This window comes from Candidatus Kirkpatrickella diaphorinae (assembly GCF_025736875.1).
Taxonomy (GTDB): Bacteria; Pseudomonadota; Alphaproteobacteria; order Acetobacterales; family Acetobacteraceae; genus Sorlinia; species Sorlinia diaphorinae.
Map to the genome: position 1 here is coordinate 814330 of NZ_CP107052.1, position 18034 is coordinate 832363.

Consider the following 18034-nt stretch of genomic DNA (forward strand, 5'->3'; position numbering starts at 1 on the left):
CATTGCCGAAATCCCATCCTTCATGGCCGCGTGAAAATAACCGTCAGACATGCCTCTCAATTTCTTAAGGATAACAAAAATCATGAAATCTAAAGCTGCCATTCCCCTCATCGTGACGATGATATTGACCGCATCGGCTTACGCCAAACCACCTCCCGTCACTTACCGTTTGTCGAGTTACGCACCTGGCATCGTATTTGATCAGGGGTTCACCGCCAGAGGAGAGAATTATGATTTCCTCAGCTATATTTCGGGAAATTCAATCACCGAAGACACATCCGGCTATCTGGTGTCGACATCCTCTCTGAACGCAGCGATCAACATCCTCAGGCGACGTCTCAGAACCCACCCTGATGAGCGTTACTTCCTTTACACCATCCGCCCCACGAGCAATTTTTACAACGTTGCCCAATCTATCGAATATGCACGAGACAACCTGCCTGACTCGCCCGCCAGAGCGCAGGTCAACACTTTGTGGATCCTGACAGACTGGCATCACGAGGAATATTGGGTGGCTCGCGACGGAATTTCTCCCAACCAGATTATGGGAGGGCAGTCAATTTCACTGGACGGCCGTACCGTCCAATTCGGGGAATATCTGCAGAATGCAGGTTACGAATACGCCCCTCCCGTGGTGAGCCGTCGTCTTATGCCGATCCGGAATAATACGGTCGACGCAGCTTATGGCACTGAGGAGGAGGCAGGTGCAAGCTTCGTTCCGGCGGGTATCGATAATATGGTCTGTGAGGCATCTCGTCAGCGCCGCGCCGCGCCGCAGTCGGAACAATGCCTGACGACGACAAAAATCACATTCCGACAGCTTTGGACGAAGACAGTCGCCAGGATGATCGCAACCGGCATTCTCATGGGCTCGACCTCAAATCAACTTCTGGCTGAGCCTGGACATGATGAGCTTTAAAACGTCACGCTGAAAATCCAGGCAGGAGACCGTCGACACCATACGCGTGCACAAGCGCATTGTCGGGCGATCGCCTGGGGCGCCGCGTGGTCGAGGTCGTCGAGGAAGAGCCATTCAACCGGATAGTCAGGCGGTAAATAGCCTTGTCAGCGCATTATATTTTTAATTGAAAAAATTTTGTAATTTCTTTGACCCTTCTAACGCATTAAAATAACCAGTGTTCAATGAAACAAAATAAGAAGGAGCGCACGAATGCGATGTATCAAACTCCGTGCATTGATCCTGTCAGCGGCCTTGTCCGGGCCAACGATGGCATTAGCTGAAGTTCCCGTCCCTATTGAATGCCCGTCAGACTCAGTACATGCGGTGTCGGGAAATTATACTGGCTATATTATCTCAACATTTGCCGGAATTGCTTATGATCAGAATTACGTGCACTTTCTGATTAAAGACGTAAGCGATAATCGTCTCGAATGCGTCAAACAGAATTCATCTAATCGAAACGTTGTCGCGACGGCCATCAAAGCAATGGTTCTTCATGAAAAAGTGACGATTGAGAAGAATAATCAACAATGGATCACGAAGATCTCCACCTGACTTAATGAGAGGAAGCGGGACGATATAGGAGCGAGTTTTTAAGACCATTCGATAATAAAAAAGGTCAATTCTGAACCCTCAGCAGGATCGTGAATGACGATGAGATATGCAGCAATTTTTTCAGGTTTAACTGTGGTCTCACTCAATCTGGCGAATATTGCGCAGGCCACCCCGGAGAGAGTTTATCGCTTCACCTTTGTGGCGCCTGAGACAATATTTGTCCGAGGCTTTATCGCTCCCGGTTTTGACCGGAGCTTTCTTCGACATGCCTCCGGTAATTCGGTCTATTCATGGGATACGATCTACGTCTCGACTTCAGACTCGATTCATGAATCGCGTCGTATGCTTCGAATATCACTTCTACGTCACCCTGATATGCCTCACTATTTATATGTGATCCGCCCGACAACCGATTTCTACGATATGCCACGCTCCCTCATGAATGCGGTTCAGTGCTACCAGGACGCCAACTCACGTCGGCGTGCGCGGGCCCTCTGGTATCGCTTTCACCTTCAGAGAGAGTGGTCGGCACTTGGTGGTGTTGCGCCCGAACTCATCCAGGGCGCTTACCGCGCGCAAATCATCAATGGAGGTCTTGTCCTTTCAGATTGGACACCCAACCCGCATTACGTTGAGGCCGCCGCTGAAGTTAATCTGGACCCGATGCCCCTCGACGACGAAGCGCCCAGCGTTGGCTGGGTTGAGACTGGCAACCAGCAGGGGGAATTCATGTCTTTGTCCTTCAGTATCGGCTGCGAAAATATGTGGCTCAGAGCATCTTCCGAAACGCATTGTGCGTCAGCTGACCGCGTCTCGCTTGATGACCCTGTACCCGACATAGCAAAAGAGGAAACATCCCGCGAATTTCCGACGACTTCTCACGCCCGCAAGCCTGGCAAAAGTGCGGGAAATAAAGGACGCTCGCGCGTTTCACCCTGCTTACAAAATGATCTTACGATGAAGTAAGGCGCACGTCTTTAAGTTCAGCGTTTTACTATCTGAAAGATCGCCATTTGCTTCGGTCGTGGAGGTCGACGTCTCTTCTATAAGGGTTTACGTCATGACCGCGATATCATTTCATTCAAACCATCGTCAAAAGATGATGAATAATGACGAACATCCTGAAGAAGTTTGGTCCGAGATGAATTAAACGGACTTACTTCGGCAAGGCGCCCAAAGAATTATTTGGGGAGGTGAATTTGTCGGCCTCTCCATTCGATGATCCACATAATAATAATTAAAAAGGAGTTGGGTAATGCGTTTCCCCCTATATACAATACTCTCACTTTCAGCCTTCCTGTGCGCCTCCGGCCCAGCATTCGCCGATGGTGCTGACTGCCCTTCCTCCCTGACGATATCACAGGGCGAACATAGAGGTTATTTGCGAGAGACCTTTTCAAAAGTCGGCGATGATTCCGGTTTCGTCACCTTCCTCTTCGAAGATGAAAACGATAAAAAACTCTATTGTATCCGACAAACATATTCAAATAGCCCCAATGTACTCTCCGTAGCTGAAAAGGCTTACTTGTTGCATAATGAAGTCGATATTATTGCTAAAAACCCCAATACTTTGTTCAGCATCGGCTTTAATATGAGTTGATGAATAAGCGGGCCAATCAAATCAGGTTATGATCTCCCCCCGCCTGCGCCAAATTGCATTCCCCACTGGCGTCCAGGCGTGACGATCACCTTTATGAATTGATGTCTCATTATTCGGTTCAAATCCACTTTTTGACTTATCGGTCCTTCGTGACATTCGGCCGCAAAGTCTTTGGAGATAATTCAGTCAATCGACATCACATCCATGTTAGAGAAACGATTATAAGGACAAGAAAAATGCGTCTTAAATTTCTATTTGCGTTGACCGTTACTCTTGCAGTCTCGTCGCCTGCAATCGCGTCGACATCCGCACTCTGGTGTGATGCCAGTCATCCAAACATCACTTCCGGTCAACATCAAGGTCGGATTACAGGTGTGATTGTGAGAAACGACTGGGATCAATCATATATTAATTTTGTTTTCCGCGACGATTACGATCATCTCAATTACTGCATCAGGCAGAATATATCCAACAGCAATATCGTCAATATTGCAATGCGCGCCTTTATCTTGTCGGGAAAAGTCAAGATTCAGGTGGAAGGTGATCGGTGGTTTACCAAGGTCGGCTTCAGCCCGGATGCCTGACACTCACTTGAAACAAAAAGTCGCGCGATATGGCGTCTGCGGCGAGCTATAGGCTTCATCTTCAGCAGCGCCAGTCATTCTTCACGATTTCGATGCGATTTATCGCATATGTCCAGATGATGGATATGTGAATTTGGACTTTTGCCATTTCAGCTTTGTCGCGGCTTGGATTAACCATCCGGATGGCAGATTATTTTTTATTTTTGTCGCGATTATCAAGCGGCATCCCTGTCTGATCTGTCATCCGCGATGATATTGACCTTCATCAACTATTATCTGAAACAAATTCAACCCTTTAGCGGATCACCTGAAACAACGTCGATCATCACGTCGGCGCACCTTCATACGACTTTCAGAACTTCCTCCAAGGACGAGGTTATCCCGCACCGACACCAGCTTCAATAATCTGACGAACGGTCGAGAAGGAAGCGCATGACGCGTTTCGTCAAAATCCCAGGCAATGCAATTTGAGATAATGGGAGTCGAACATGAAAATTTCCCGCTTATTTTCAATCCTCATTTTAGGCGTCAGCTTTGCAGCGAATGCTGTCGCAGGGCCTCGATATATTTACCATATTTCCTCCGTCATGCCGCCAGAGGCTTTTGATCGCGGTTTCATGATGACCGGCCAGGATGTTGACCTCCTGCGTTACATGTCGGGTCATTCAATTCTTGATGGCAGTGCATCTTTTATTTCAGCCACGGATTCATTGGCGGTCGCATTGCATATTTCAAAACAGGCCGTTTTGAAACATCGCGAGGTCCCATTCTGGGTATATGTGATCCGACCGACAGAAGACGTTTATGACGTCATGAAGTCCCTTCGCAGCGCCCAGAAAACTTTGAAAAATCCAGACGCGCGGCGGCAGGCGCGTGAACTCATATTGGCCTTTGACTGGCAGAAACCCTGGGCTGCACATGCTCACATCTTATCATCACAGATCGTCGGTGTTTACCCCGTCATCGCGCTTTTCGGGGAGGAACCTTATCTCGGCTTCATGTTCCCGAATGAAGATTATATTGAAGGGGCGTCATTCGTCAGTGACGATGTCATACCTGCACGCGACACGCCGCCTGATGACGTCTATATTGGGGAGGAAAGCGCTCCAGGACATCCGACATCGCTTTCATTCAATCAGGATTGTGAGTATCACAAATTGATCCCACCGCGGAAGTGGAGATGCGGCACAGAGACACATCGGACAATTCACAACCTTATCGGTTACTCCGTGGCAGGCCTTATCGCAACCGGCGTGCTGCGATCTCCGGGTGAGGGCCTTTTATAGCGTCTATTTCCAGTCGGTGGATTGCCCACTTCCAAACAGAAACTGAACCCTCAGCAGTGATGTCAGAAGCTTGAACGGCTCTGAATCTGCCAGCAATATATTGGCGCGGTGACATGCGGGGACGGGCCGAAACTCTGAAAGTTGCGGCCCCTCCCCTCTATCATGAGCCCCCCGGGTCCACGAAGGGACATGTCAAATCGAAACGTCAGGCGTCACCGCGACGCGACAGGCCGCCGCCCCACCGTGCACACGCCACGGGCAGGACAAATAACGTCAGGATTGTCGAGGAAATCAGCCCCCCGATCACGACACTGGCGAGTGGCTTATCCACCTCCGCCCCGGCACTTTCGGAAAACGCCATGGGCAGGAAGCCGAAACTGGCAACGGCGGCCGTTGCGATCACCGGGCGGAAGCGCGCCCGCGCAGCTTCAAAAGCTGATTGCGCCACCCCCATCCCGCCTTTCTGGAAAATGCGCATCTGAGTCATAAGCACGACGCCATTCAGCACCGCCACGCCGAACAAGGCGATGAAGCCGATCCCCGCAGCGATGCTGAAGGGCATTCCGCGCAAGGTCAAAGCAAGGATCCCACCCGATGCGGCGATCGGCAGGTTGCAGAAGACGAGCAAGGCGGGCCGGAGGGAGGATAAAGCGGAGATCAGCAAACCCAACATGAGTATCAGCGCAATCGGAAGCACAATGGCAAGACGATGCACGGCGGATTGCAGGTTTTCAAACGCGCCATGCCAGGCCATGTGGTAGCCGGGCGGCAGGACCACCCTGCGCGCAACCTCCTGCCTGGCCGCGGCCACGAAGCCTGCAACATCCCTTCCGCGAATATTGGCCTGCACAATGACGCGACGCCGGAACCCATCCCGATCAATGCGCGATGGCCCTTCTGTCTGTTGAATATGCGCCACCTCACCCATTTTCACCCAGCCGCCACCATCCGCCCGCCTTATCATCAGGCGGGCAATATCCTCGGGCGATGTCACTGTGCCCGCCGCGAAACGGATCTGGGTTGGGATAATCGCATCATCAGCAATGATGGCCGTGCCGATGCGCCCGCCAATCGCCTCAACCGTTTCAGTGATGTCATTGGCGGAGATGCCCAGCCGCGCGGCCGCATCCCGATTAATGTCCACATGGATGAAAGGCATTGTCCCCTCCGAAACGGAAGACACATCCGCCGCGCCGGGAACATCCCGCAAAGCCTGAACCGTCTCCGCCGCCAGGCGCGATAAACGTGTCAGATCATTCCCATAAATTGAAATTGCCAGCTCCGTCCGCGTACCGGCAAGCAGATCATCCATGCGCATCTGAATGGGCTGTGTCCAGCTATAGGCGGCATCCGGCAGGTGGTCCTGCAAAGCTGCATTCATCTTCGCGACAAGCCCGGCCTCTGTCCTGGCCGTGCGCCATGTTGCGCGCGGCTTCAGGAAGATGAACGTATCTGTCTCCCCCGTCCCCATCGGGTCGGTCGGGATGGCGGACGTGCCGGTATTGCTGATAACCGTCTCAACCTCGGGGAAGTTACGAAGGATGCGTTCCTCCTCCGTCACACCGCGCAGGACGGTATTGAGCGCGGCGCTCGGCAGGCGCAGCGTATTGACCAGAAGCGCCCCCTCATCAAGTTTCGGCACGAACTCACCACCAAGACGGGCTGCAAGCAGAATGGACACGCAGAAAACGCTGATTGTCGCGACCAATACCCAGCGCGTACGCGCCGCACACCATGCGAGGGCAGGCTCGTAGGCTGCCCTTAACCGCCTGACCAGACGCGTTTCCCGATCTTCAATGCCATAGCGCAGAAAAATCGCGGCGAGGGCGGGGATGCAGAACACGCAGTAGAGAAGCGAGGCGAGGAGCGCCATAATGACCGTCTGCGCCATTGGCCGGAACATCTTCCCCTCGACCCCTTGAAGGGTCAGGACAGGCAGATAAACGAGAATGATGATCAGGATCGCGAAACAGACAGGCTTGATGACGCGGCGCAGGATATCATGGGCGAGGTCATGAAAAGCTTGGCGGTCACGCACCTGATGACGGGCCACGATGATATGCTCGACAACCACCAGCGCACTATCGACAATCATGCCGAAATCAATCGCGCCGAGGCTGAGGAGATTGGCGGAGACGCCCGTGACGCGCATCCCGGTCAAAGCGAAGATAAGCGCCGCGGGTATGACGGAGATAATGACAAATGTCGCGCGCAGATCACCAAGAACAAGATAAAGGACCGCGAAAACCAGGATGGCACCATAGATCAGATTTTCCTTGACGGTCCCCGTCGTCTCACGCGTCAGCTTGTGACGAGTGTAAAATATGTCCAGCGTCACGCCCGGCGGAAGCGATTTTTTGATCGCTGGTAAGGCTGTCTTGATGGCGGCGAGCGTCGCGTTGGAGCTGGCGCCATTCTGCATCAGCACGACACCATTGACGATCTCACCCCTGCCATCCCGCGTCACGGCGCCAAGCCGCGTGCGCGTCCCCATTTCCACCTGGCCAAGGTCACGGATACGTATGGCGCGCCCGTCACGCGCCATCCGCACGGGGATCGCACCGAGTTCCGCCAGGGAATGGATCCGCGCACGCCCGACAATCACGCGCTGCTCATCCTGCGCCGAGACGAAACCGCCGCCGGAGGAAATATTATTACTGTCAACCGCCTGGATGATGTCACGCAGGGCGACGCCATGCGCCATCATGCGGGCGGGGTTGAGGGTGAGTTGAAAGGTTTCTTCAGCGCCCCCATTGACGTTGACATCCACAACACCCGGGATCAGTTTGAGCTGCGGCACGACAGTCCAGTTCATGATCCGGTTGAGCTGAACGAGGTCATACCCTGCACCTGCAATCTGCATCTGCATGATCTCACCCATGCCGGTCGCGAGCGGGCCCATTTTGAGGGTAACCCCGGGCACGGGGATCATGTCCCGCGCAGCCTGAAGGCGCTGACTCACACGTTCCCGATCAAGATGGATATCGGACGAGTCAGAAAATTGCAGATAAACAACCGACACCCCACTACGCGAGACGGAACGCAGGTCTGTAACCTCCGGCAGGCCCGTCAGGCTGGCTTCCAGCGGGAAGGTAATGAGGCGTTCCACCTCCGCCGCCGCGAGGCCCGGCGCTGTGACGGACACCATGACCTGTTGCGGAGAAATATCCGGCACAGGCTCAACCGGCAGGCCCGGTATGAGCGTCAGACCACCCAGAAAAAGCAGAAGAAACGTCGTGAGGATAAAGGCGGAGTGCGCCTGAATGCGTTTCAGCATCACACTCAGTCGCCGCCTGTCGCTGAAAGCAGCGCAGCGCCCTTGAGCGCGAAACTCCCTTGCGTGACGATTTTTGTCCCCTCGGTCAAGGCGCCTTCAATAACGGCCTCATCACCGGACTCAAGTCGCGGACGCAACGCGATGGGCTGGAATTTCCCTTTCCTCCCGACAGGAACGAAAACGACATGATGCCCCGAGATGTCCTGGATGGCGGCACGCGGCACAATGACGCCGGAAGCCTGGCGCGTCGTGTCCATCCATGCATCCAGCATTTCACCCGGTCGTAATATATTGTCCGGATTTTCTATGACAGACGTCACTCTCAGTAATCCGGTCGCGGGGTCAGCCACGGCGTCGATCGTCGCGATATACGCAGTCAATTGCCGCGACATGTCCTGCCCCGAGGGACGCAGCGTGACGGCGCCACCCACCGCCAGCCACGCGGCCTCCTCAGGTCGGATTTCGGCAATTACCCAGACGTGACTCACATCTACCAGAGAGATGATTACCTCTCCCTGCCTGACATCATCATCCTCGGCAGCATTGACGGTTTCAATGACCCCATCTACGGGCGCCAGAAGGTGGGATGTCTCATCCTCGCCGATACTCTCTGTCGGGGAAGTAAATTCCTCCGTCAAACGATGGGTGATCAGCTTGACACGCGCCTGCGCGGCGACGTGCATGGCGCGCTGCTGTTTTGCAGATGTGCGACGCCGCTCAATTTCCGCTTGCGTCACGCTGCTGCCGCGTAATTTGACGCCGCGTTGATAGGCGCTTTCGGCCTCTGAAAGTGCGGCATCGGCTGAGGCAAGTGCCGAGGCGGCTTCCGCCTGCTGCAGGTAAAGCGTGTGCAGGGCATGATCATGATATGTCACCAGCACATCCCCTTTATGCACGCGCTGCCCGGGCATGACGGCGACATGCATGATTTTCCCCTCCCCGGCGGGACGGATGCTGATGGCGTGAAGACGATCATGCGTGACATACGCCATGGCCGGAAGGCGCGCGGTGAGGGTGCCTAAGCGCGTCATGCCGAATTGCAATTGCTCACTCTCCTGCGCGGCTTTTGAGAAGGTGACCGACCGCAGCCAGACTGGCACATCTGCTTCAGGGGATGTTCGGCCCATTGTCACCATGCAGAAGCACCCTAAAGCCGGCGCGAGGGCGAGTATGAGACAAGTGAAGCGACGTGGTCGGCGGATCATGGGAGGGTTCCTGTCGCGATACAGAGCCTTATGACAGCCGCATGAAACGCTATTTCCGCGCGGTTCAGGGACATCAGCGCGCGCCAGGCATCATTCTGCGCGCGGAGCGCTTCGATCAGGGGTGTCTCACCCAGTGACCAGGAATGTTCCATTGTCTTCGCGCGGGAGAGTGTCTGCGCCGCACTTTGGCGGGATTGATTCAGCGCCTGACGCGCCCCGTCGACCCATGAAATGACCCGACGCAATTCATCATGCACAGCGCGACGGGATGCCACCTCTGCCCGTGTTGCCGCCGCCAGACGATTCTGCGCCGCCGCGATCTGGGGCACGTTCTGCACGTCGCTGGGCAGGGCGACACGGATGGTCATGCCCACCTGCGTGGCCCAGGGACTGGCATATTGCCCCTGATCAAGCGCGACGAGCCCGACTTCCGGATTGGGCATGTAATTATGGTGGGCGAGGTGCATCTGCGCCTGCGCGGCCATGACTTCCTTATGTGACGCGACAACGCGCGGGTCGCGCATCTCCATGTCGCTTATATGGTCAGGCCGCCAACGTGCCAGCCATTTATCATCCGCGCTTGATAAATCCGGCGTGCCCGCCCTGCCGAGCAATGTCATCATCGCAGCGGAAGATGCGGTCCTCTCCGCTTCCGCCATCGCGATTTCAGACCGTGCATCGGCCAATTGGGCTGAAACAGCCTGCATATCCGCGGAGGTGGCCTCACCGGCTTCATAGGCTTTGTGCGTGACGTCCGCCATGCGTGACAGGGATTTCGCCATGGCTCTGGCGATGGTCAGGCGGCGTTGGGCCAATGACACTTCTTCTGCCTGCTGTAAGACGCGCACGGCGATTGCAACACGTTCCACATCGACCTGCGCAACGGCTTTAGCTGCGTCGGCTTTCGCCACTGTCTCTGTTGCCGTGCCCTGACCAGGCAGCCAGAGCGGCACAGAAACCGTCCCTTCATAAGTGATATAGCCAATATGCGTGCCCGCGGCGCGGTCATCATAATAACTGGCTGTAAAACTCGGTCCCCCCGCAAACCAGGCGCGTGCAGCGGCGGCGCGCGCCCGTGCGGAAGACGCGTTGACGGCCAGCTCCTGCCGGATCGGATCATTATTCCAGGCGGCGTTAAGGGCCTGACGAAATGTCATCACACCCTCATCACCTGCCCGGGCCTTGCGGATCGCGTGAGGGCCTATCACGCACAATGCAGCGCATATCGGGAAGAGGATGGAGATGCTCTGAAAGCGCGCTAAAGGCCACATGCGTCACCGCTTAGAAATATTTTGTCAGGTCCGTAAATTGCGCCATCGCGTCTTCCCGCGACATTTTGCCCTCACATAGGGCATCGGTGATGCATTGCTTAAGGTGGTTCTGCACCAGCAGGCGTTTCGCACCGCGGATCGTGCTTTCAATCGCTTCAAGCTGTTGGGCGATATCGCTGCAGGAGCGCCCGGCTTCCGCCATGTCAATGACAGCGCCAATATGGCCGAGGGCTTGTTTGAGGCGCTGCTGAATCAGGATATGGGCGTCATGTCTCATGGCGCCCACCTACCCTCCCCGGGAGGGGGAAGATATGAAACTTTCTTTTAAGATCGGGATGCGCGGTCAACCCGCCTGCACTGTTTCTGAAATCAGCGCCATAAAATGAAAGAGGGCCGAGGGACGTTATCGCCCCGACCCTCTCTCATCGCGTCAATTTCCGGTGCGGCAAACGCCCCCTCACCCTTGCGGATGAGGGCGCGTCCGGATCGCCTCTTTACAGGTCGAAACGGTCGAGATTCATGACTTTTGTCCAGGCTTTGACAAAGTCAGCATAAAAGCGGTCTTTCGAGTCGGCTGAAGCATAAGCTTCCGCCGTCGCACGCAATTCGGCATTGGCGCCGAAGACAAGGTCCACACTTGTCGCCGTCCAGCGTTTTTGACCGGTTTTACGGTCAAAACCCTGATAAATCCCCGGCTTGCCCGGGATTTTTTCCCAACGTGTATCCATGCTGAGGACATTGACGAGGAAGTCATTCGTCAACGCGCCCGGATGGTCGGTCAGCACACCTTCCGGGGTGTGACCACTATTCACGTCGAGGCTGCGCATCCCGCCAAGAAGGACGGTCATTTCGGGGATGGTCAGGTCGAGTGTGCTGGCTTTATCCACCAGCATTTCCGGCGGCGATTTTTCATCCTCCTCAAAGCGATAATAATTGCGGAAAGCATCCGCCTTTGGCTCCAGGAAGCTCATATTCTTGATGTCCGTCTGCGCCTGTGTGGCGTCGACACGGCCGGGCGCAAAGGGCACATCAATCGTAACACCGGCCGCTTTGGCCGCGCGTTCCAGCCCGACATTGCCACCCAGAATGATGATATCCGCCAGGGAGACCTTCCGGCCGCTACTGTCATTGCCGTTAAAGTGGTCCCGCACTTCAACAAGCTTCGGCAACACTTTCTGAAGCTCATCCGGGTCATTCACCGCCCAGTTATTCTCCGGCATCAGATTAATGCGCGCGCCGTTCGCACCGCCACGATGGTCCGTTATGCGATGTGACGCGGCGGAGGCCCAGGCTGTCTTGATCAGCTCACGGTCGGACAGTCCCGTATTGGCGATGGCGGATTTGAGGCTGGCAATGTCCGCCGCATCAATCATTTTATAATCGGCCTTCGGGAGCGGATCCTGCCAGACAAAGGTCTCTTTCGGGACTTCACTCCCCACATAACGTGATGTCGGCCCCATATCGCGGACGACGAGCTTGAACCACGCGCGTGAGAAAGCGTCGGCAAACTCATTCGGGTGTTTCGACCAGCGCTCGATGATGCGGCGATAGACCGGGTCCACTTTCATCGCGATATCGGTTGTGAACATCATCAGCGGATGGCGCTTGCTGGGGTCGCGCGGGTCCGTCGCGTCAGGCACGACCCGGCCACCGGTTTTGGGCATCCATTGATAGGCCCCGGCCGGGCTCTTCGTCTTGACCCAGTCATATTTCAGCAGGTTATTGACGTAATTATTCGTGAATTTCAGCGGGTCGCCGGTCCAGGAGCCTTCAATGCCGCTCGTCATGGCGTCATTCGGCGTCGGAGCCCCTTTGACGCAATTATTTTTCCAGCCAATACCCTGCTGCTCGACGGGGGCATCGTCAGGTGCCGGGCCGATGCATTTGGAGGGCACGGCGCCGTGGGATTTACCGAAAGTGTGACCGCCTGCAATCAGGGCGACCGTTTCCTCATCATCCATGCCCATCCGGCCAAAAGCCAGACGCGTCATTTTGGCAGATTTAACCGGGTCCGGCACGCCACCAGGGCCTTCCGGGTTGACGTAAATCAGGCCCTTTACGGTCGCGGCAAGAGGCTTCTCAAGCGTGGCATTGCCATGGGCATCAAACTTGCCCTGATTAGCCCCCTTGGTCGGGAAAAATGTTGCACTGGGCCCCCAATAGACAAGCTCGGACTGCCAGTCATCCGGGCGGCCGCCAACGAAGCCCATGGTTTTGAAACCCATGGAATTAAGGGCAACGTCACCCGTCAGAACAATGAGGTCACCCCATGAGAGCTTCTCGCCATATTTCTGTTTGACCGGCCAGAGGAGGCGGCGCGCTTTGTCCAGACTGGCATTATCCGGCCAGGAATTTAGCTGTGCGAAACGCTGCTGACTGCCCTCCTCACCACCGCGCCCGTCGAGACTGCGGTAAGTGCCGGCATTATGCCACGCCATACGGATAAAAAACGGCCCGTAATTGCCGAAATCGGCGGGCCACCAATCCTGTGACGTCGTCATGACCTTCATAATGTCCGCGCGCACTTCCTTGAGGTCGAGCGTTGCGAATTTTTTGGCATATTCTTTGCTGTAACCCGCCCCGTAAGGCACGTTATCCGGGTTATGGAAGCGAAGCGGATTAAGATCGAGGCGGGTCGGCCAGTAAAATTCGTTGGGCCTGTCAATACCGTCGGCGCGGGCAACGTTGTTTGATGACATAAGCGCGGTTCCTGAAAGGAGCAGAACTGCGCATAAACGGGAAATTCTCATAAAATTCTCCACCTAGATTGGCTTCCTGATAAGCCGGGACCGGATTGGATGGCCTTGCGGCGTTAATGGCCATTAGCTGATCAAATACGACGTGAGGAAACTGGAAAATATTATATCAGTTATCGGAATTTACTCTTAACGCCGCCGCAGGTGGAAGCAGCGGTGACAGGTTCGACACTGACCGTAACACTGGCATAGATGGAAAGATGCGTGACGACGACTTTTAAATACGCGACCCGTCAGCCACGCAGCATTCATCCCATTTCATTTTCCGTGAATCTCATACGCCGACATACTTGAATGCCCGAACCAATTTTCCAGGATGGATTTGAGTTCAACCGCGCACCGTCCATCGGAAGACTTGCGGGAAGGCCGCGTCCTGGCACGTTTCAAGGGATCGGAATTGGGGGAGGTGGCGATGCCGGAGATGTCTGGTGAAGGGGCGCGAATGTCCTGACGGTGCGCATTGAAGCAGAAGCTTTCACCGTCAGGACGATAAAGAATTTACCTGTCGGACGGCATGATTGATGGTTTCTCGGAAAACCACCCATCGTTGCACATGTCTCTCGACGCGGGAGAGGGTCAGAAAGACAATGTCAGGTTACCTTGAAGCGAGAAGGCGTCGGGTTTTGCCTCAGCAATAAAGGGCTTTGTTGTGTAAGAGGCGGTTGTAGTGAAATAGACCCCCCGCATGGCATGGGCCGCATAGGCCACGGATGTCGTCGTGCTATGGTCAAACGGGCGGCCATTTCCGGCTTGCAAACTGCGCATCGCAGCGGGACCGATCTTATTATACGTAAAGCCGATCGATAACATGTCGCGTGGGCGGCTCTTTAACGGCCCGATGGAATAAATTGTGGCGGCGTAGTCATCTGTGAAGATGTTCCTCCGGCGATCCGCATGATCGGTCTTAAGCTCGACATACCACCCGCGATAGGGATTGTCAGGGTCCGGCTGGAGCAATTGCCGGTCAATGACGGCGTACCAGGCGTTATTGCTGGAGCTGAATTGATTTGTGCGGAAATCCCGGTAGGGCGTCGCATTATAGATCCCACCGGCTCGGAACCACGTCATTTTGACATGGCTTTGCGGATGAACCCTGAAACCGATTTCATCCACGACGACGGCGCGCGTGCCATCGACCTGAAACTTGACGCCGGACGGGTTGGCACGGGAGTCCGCCAGGAAGCCAAGGGCACTCTGGCTTCGCGCCACGCCGATATGGTTATAGAAACGACGGTCCGGCAAGTAAATCCTGACATCCACCCCCGGGGTGGGCGTGTACATTGACAGCCCGACCTGATTGGGGATGATACTTAACGGCCCCAAAGCCGAGGATGCGGTGCTCGTGCCTAAAAACATCCCGTAAAACTGGCCGAGCATGGCGTAATAGCCGTAAAGTACCGACACGTGCCCATCGAAAAACTTCTGCAGAATGGTCGCCTGGCTGAGTGAGGTGGCGCGGATGCCGGCGCCCGTATAGGCACTTTGCCAGCTATTCATGGAGACGGTCAGTTGGGAGCCGGGATTAAGCCCGACCCGCTCAAGATCATACGTCATATTCAGCCAGAGATTACCGCTGAAATTCGGCCGCTGACCATTATAGAGCTGGGGCCGATGCTGATGCCCCAACACATCATAAATCATGGAAGCTGTGTAAAATCCTTCAATTAAAAATCCGCGATCTCCCAGAAATTTCCGTAGCCCGAACTGGCCAGGCGCCAGCGTGTCACAGGTCGTGATGATGGGTGACTCAGACCCTTGTGTGATCATCGGGTCGTAACGTTGACATTCCGGCCCCGGTAACATCTTCCGGCTTTCTATAGTGGCGTTGGAAACGCCGTTAAGGTTCGTCAGCTGTGCCCGTGCGGGCACAGGGACACAGGCGATGAGGAGCGATGCAAGCATCGCCACTCTCACCGACGCAGCTTTCGGGCGCTGCGCGATTTCTGTTTTCATTTTTCTGTTTCTTTATTTCTGCGCAAGCTCAGACGTCAGAGACGGGCCCGCATTGTCAAAACTATTTGTGGCAACGCGGAAGCGATACGCACCAGCCTTCCGCACCCAATGTTTCGACGCGGTGTCGAAACGTGCAAGCGCGTAGGAGGAAAGCGGAATGGTGACATCCTTCGATTCACCGGGCGCGAGTTGAACCCGCAAATATCCGGCAAGACGCTCGGGGGAGCCATCAGGTAGATTGACGTAGATCTGCACGACATCGGCACCGGCGCGCCTGCCTGTATTTGACACCTTGGTATGGGCGACGAGGCCGTCTTCCGACGGGTCAATTTTGAGGCCGGTATGGGTGAAGGATGTGTAACTCAATCCATAGCCAAATGGATAAAGCGGTTTCTCCCCTTTAAGGCTGAACCAGCGATAGCCGACATTGGCGCCTTCAATATTGAGATCAATCTGCGTGTCATAATCTGCTGGCGCATGGTTTATGAAGGGGGAGAAATCCAGTCCCATTCCCTTCACTTCCGGCCGCGGCAATTGTGAGACGGAAACGGGCCAGGTGGTCGTCAACCGTCCTGACGGGTTGACCTTGCCGGTCAGAAGCCGCGCAATCGCCTTCCCGCCCCCTGAACCGGGGAACCATGCCTCAAGAACCGCATCCACTTTGTCCGCCCAGGGCATCAAAACGGGATTGCCCGTCTGGAGCACGACGATGACCGGTTTACCCGCCGTCGTTGCTGCCTCAATCATGGCGTTTTCATGATGCGGCATGGACAGATCGGCGTCATCAATCACCTCAGTTGCCCATTTTGAGGCGAAGACAATGACGCGATCCGCCTTTTTCGCGGCTTTCTTCACCGCATCAAGGTCATCTCCAGGCAGGAACGTCACTTGCGTATGTGGCATTTCAGCCTTCAGCGCATCAAGCGGCGCGCCGGTCAGATAGCCGATGGGTCGTGGCCAATGCTGGACATCATTGGGCACATCACCGCGCACCGGGCTCCCGCCCCGGGGTGTGACGGCGCTGCTGCCACCGCCGGTCATGACGCCTTTATCCGCATGACCACCAATGACGAGGATTTTCCGCAGTCCCTGCTTCAACGGCAGTATATCATGGTCGTTTTTGAGGAGGACAGCACCGGCTTCCTCGATTTTCTGCGCCACTTCCGTGTGCTGAGCGATATCCTTCGCCGTTTCGGTCGGGCGCGCATGCGCTTCAAAAAGCCCGTTTCTGAACATCGGATAAAGGATGTGGCGCAATTTTTCATCGACGGACGAGACAGGGATTTCTCCGGCGACGACTTTCTTCTTCATGTAATCGCCAAACCAGGCCTCTTTATCCAGAGGCAGGCCGGATTGCTGGTCGAGCCCGGCTTTCCAGGCCGCATCACCGTCATAAACAGCGCCCCAATCACTCATGACATAGCCTTTATAGCCCCATTCCTGACGCAGAACGGTTGTCAGAAGATAGGGGTCCAGGCAGTCATGCACGCCATTGACGCGGTTATAACCGCACATGACGGATGCCGGATCAGACTTATCGATCGCGATTTTGACAGCCAGCAGGTCAGATTCGTGCATGGGCTGCTCATCAATGACCGAGCTCATTTCCCTTCGCGCGGTCTCGATCGAATTAAGGGCATAATGTTTAATGGTTGAAAGCACGTGCTGATCCTGCGCGCCATTGACCAATGCTGCCGCAACATCACCTGCCAGGATCGGGTCCTCTCCTTCATACTCGAAGTTCCGCCCGCCACGCGGGTCTCTCACGAGGTTGATGCCACCACCCAATATTTCGTTGAGACCGCGATGTGCCGCCTCAGTGGCGATCATGCGGCCACCCTGATATCCGAAGGCGGGGTCAAAAGTCCCGGAAATGACCTGACCACTCGGTAAACCTGTTGCACCATCACCAGGGCGCATATTGACAGTGTTGGTAACGCCAAGTCCCGCATCGGTCGATTGTAATGCCGGGATGCCGAGGCGCTTATTACCTGCACTGTATCCGGCTGAGCCAACAGCCCCTATCGGTTTCTTGTGACTTTTATAGGTCGCGCCCCATTCAGAGGTCAGCATGGCGAATTTTTCATCGAGCGTCGTGGCCTTCAGGAGGGATTCGACCCGCTCGGAGGGTGTCGCGTCAGGGTTTTTCCAGACCTGCTGGGCGTGCGCCGTGATCGGGACAGGGGTCAGGCAGGCCGTCGCCAGCATCATGGCCGCTAATTTTCTTTTCATCGTGCATCCCCTTTGAGTGCGTTAACACGACAAAAATCTCACATGCTGTTAATGACTTACTCATAACATTGCCGTGTTTTCTGTAACAAATTATATAATCTAAATGTTATGTTACATGTGAAGTTGCCATCAACTAAACGCGATCCTGCGCGGTCATTTTTAGACAGGCGCCCGGCGGCGGCTTTTGGGGCGTATTGAGCGAATCGGCCCCGCATTGACGGCATTTCCTGAAAAATACTTAATGCCGACCGGTTTTATCGCCTCGGCGCGCGTCGAATACTTTGCGTTACAGGAAGATGCGCCCCTGCCGTCCCAAAATGAGAAAAGCGTTTGAAACCTCTCTTATTTTAGTTG

General features: G+C 55.1%; 13 protein-coding genes. 6 read left to right on the top strand and 7 right to left on the bottom strand.

Features of this window, described 5'->3' with window-relative positions:
- The first annotated feature begins 82 nt into the window (after positions 1-82).
- From N5W20_RS03675 to N5W20_RS03700, 6 genes are all read left to right on the top strand, one after another.
- Positions 83-919, top strand: coding sequence for a hypothetical protein (locus tag N5W20_RS03675; RefSeq protein ID WP_319807562.1), 837 nt, complete (start codon positions 83-85; stop codon positions 917-919).
- Positions 920-1171: 252 nt separating this feature from the next.
- A complete protein-coding gene (locus N5W20_RS03680; protein ID WP_319807563.1) occupies positions 1172-1516 on the top strand; it encodes a hypothetical protein in 345 nt (114 codons plus the stop codon).
- Positions 1517-1609: 93 nt separating this feature from the next.
- The gene (locus tag N5W20_RS03685; RefSeq protein ID WP_319807564.1) at positions 1610-2482 is read left to right on the top strand and encodes a hypothetical protein; all 873 of its coding nucleotides are present in this window, start codon (positions 1610-1612) and stop codon (positions 2480-2482) included.
- Positions 2483-2771: 289 nt separating this feature from the next.
- Complete coding sequence (locus N5W20_RS03690; RefSeq protein WP_319807565.1) at positions 2772-3116, top strand: hypothetical protein; 345 nt, start codon at positions 2772-2774, stop codon at positions 3114-3116.
- 236 nt (positions 3117-3352) lie between these two features.
- Positions 3353-3700, top strand: a complete 348-nt coding sequence (locus N5W20_RS03695; RefSeq protein WP_319807566.1) for a hypothetical protein — start codon at positions 3353-3355, stop codon at positions 3698-3700.
- 488 nt (positions 3701-4188) lie between these two features.
- The gene (locus N5W20_RS03700) at positions 4189-4986 is read left to right on the top strand and encodes a hypothetical protein (protein WP_319807567.1); all 798 of its coding nucleotides are present in this window, start codon (positions 4189-4191) and stop codon (positions 4984-4986) included.
- A 205-nt stretch (positions 4987-5191) separates the two neighbouring features.
- Here the strand turns inward: N5W20_RS03700 and N5W20_RS03705 are convergent, their stop codons facing one another.
- The 7 genes from N5W20_RS03705 to N5W20_RS03735 all read right to left on the bottom strand — a co-directional run bounded on the left by N5W20_RS03705 (position 5192) and on the right by N5W20_RS03735 (position 17680).
- A complete protein-coding gene (locus N5W20_RS03705; protein WP_319807568.1) occupies positions 5192-8263 on the bottom strand; it encodes an efflux RND transporter permease subunit in 3072 nt (1023 codons plus the stop codon).
- A gap of 5 nt (positions 8264-8268) precedes the next feature.
- Positions 8269-9468 (bottom strand): efflux RND transporter periplasmic adaptor subunit, encoded by a 1200-nt coding sequence (locus tag N5W20_RS03710; protein ID WP_319807569.1) that lies wholly within the window; start codon positions 9466-9468, stop codon positions 8269-8271.
- Complete coding sequence (locus tag N5W20_RS03715) at positions 9465-10625, bottom strand: TolC family protein (protein ID WP_319807570.1); 1161 nt, start codon at positions 10623-10625, stop codon at positions 9465-9467. Before N5W20_RS03715 ends, N5W20_RS03710 begins: the two co-directional genes overlap by 4 nt.
- 124 nt (positions 10626-10749) lie before the next feature.
- Positions 10750-11016 (bottom strand): metal-sensing transcriptional repressor, encoded by a 267-nt coding sequence (locus tag N5W20_RS03720; protein ID WP_319807571.1) that lies wholly within the window; start codon positions 11014-11016, stop codon positions 10750-10752.
- A 217-nt stretch (positions 11017-11233) separates the two neighbouring features.
- Complete coding sequence (gene katG, locus N5W20_RS03725; RefSeq protein WP_319807572.1) at positions 11234-13438, bottom strand: catalase/peroxidase HPI; 2205 nt, start codon at positions 13436-13438, stop codon at positions 11234-11236.
- Positions 13439-14071: 633 nt separating this feature from the next.
- Positions 14072-15448 carry a carbohydrate porin gene (locus N5W20_RS03730; RefSeq protein WP_319807573.1) on the bottom strand — a complete coding sequence of 459 codons (1377 nt, stop codon included), beginning with the start codon at positions 15446-15448 and terminating at the stop codon, positions 14072-14074.
- Between the two features lie 12 nt (positions 15449-15460).
- A complete protein-coding gene (locus N5W20_RS03735) occupies positions 15461-17680 on the bottom strand; it encodes a beta-glucosidase family protein (protein WP_319807574.1) in 2220 nt (739 codons plus the stop codon).
- Between the last annotated feature and the right edge of the window lie 354 nt (positions 17681-18034).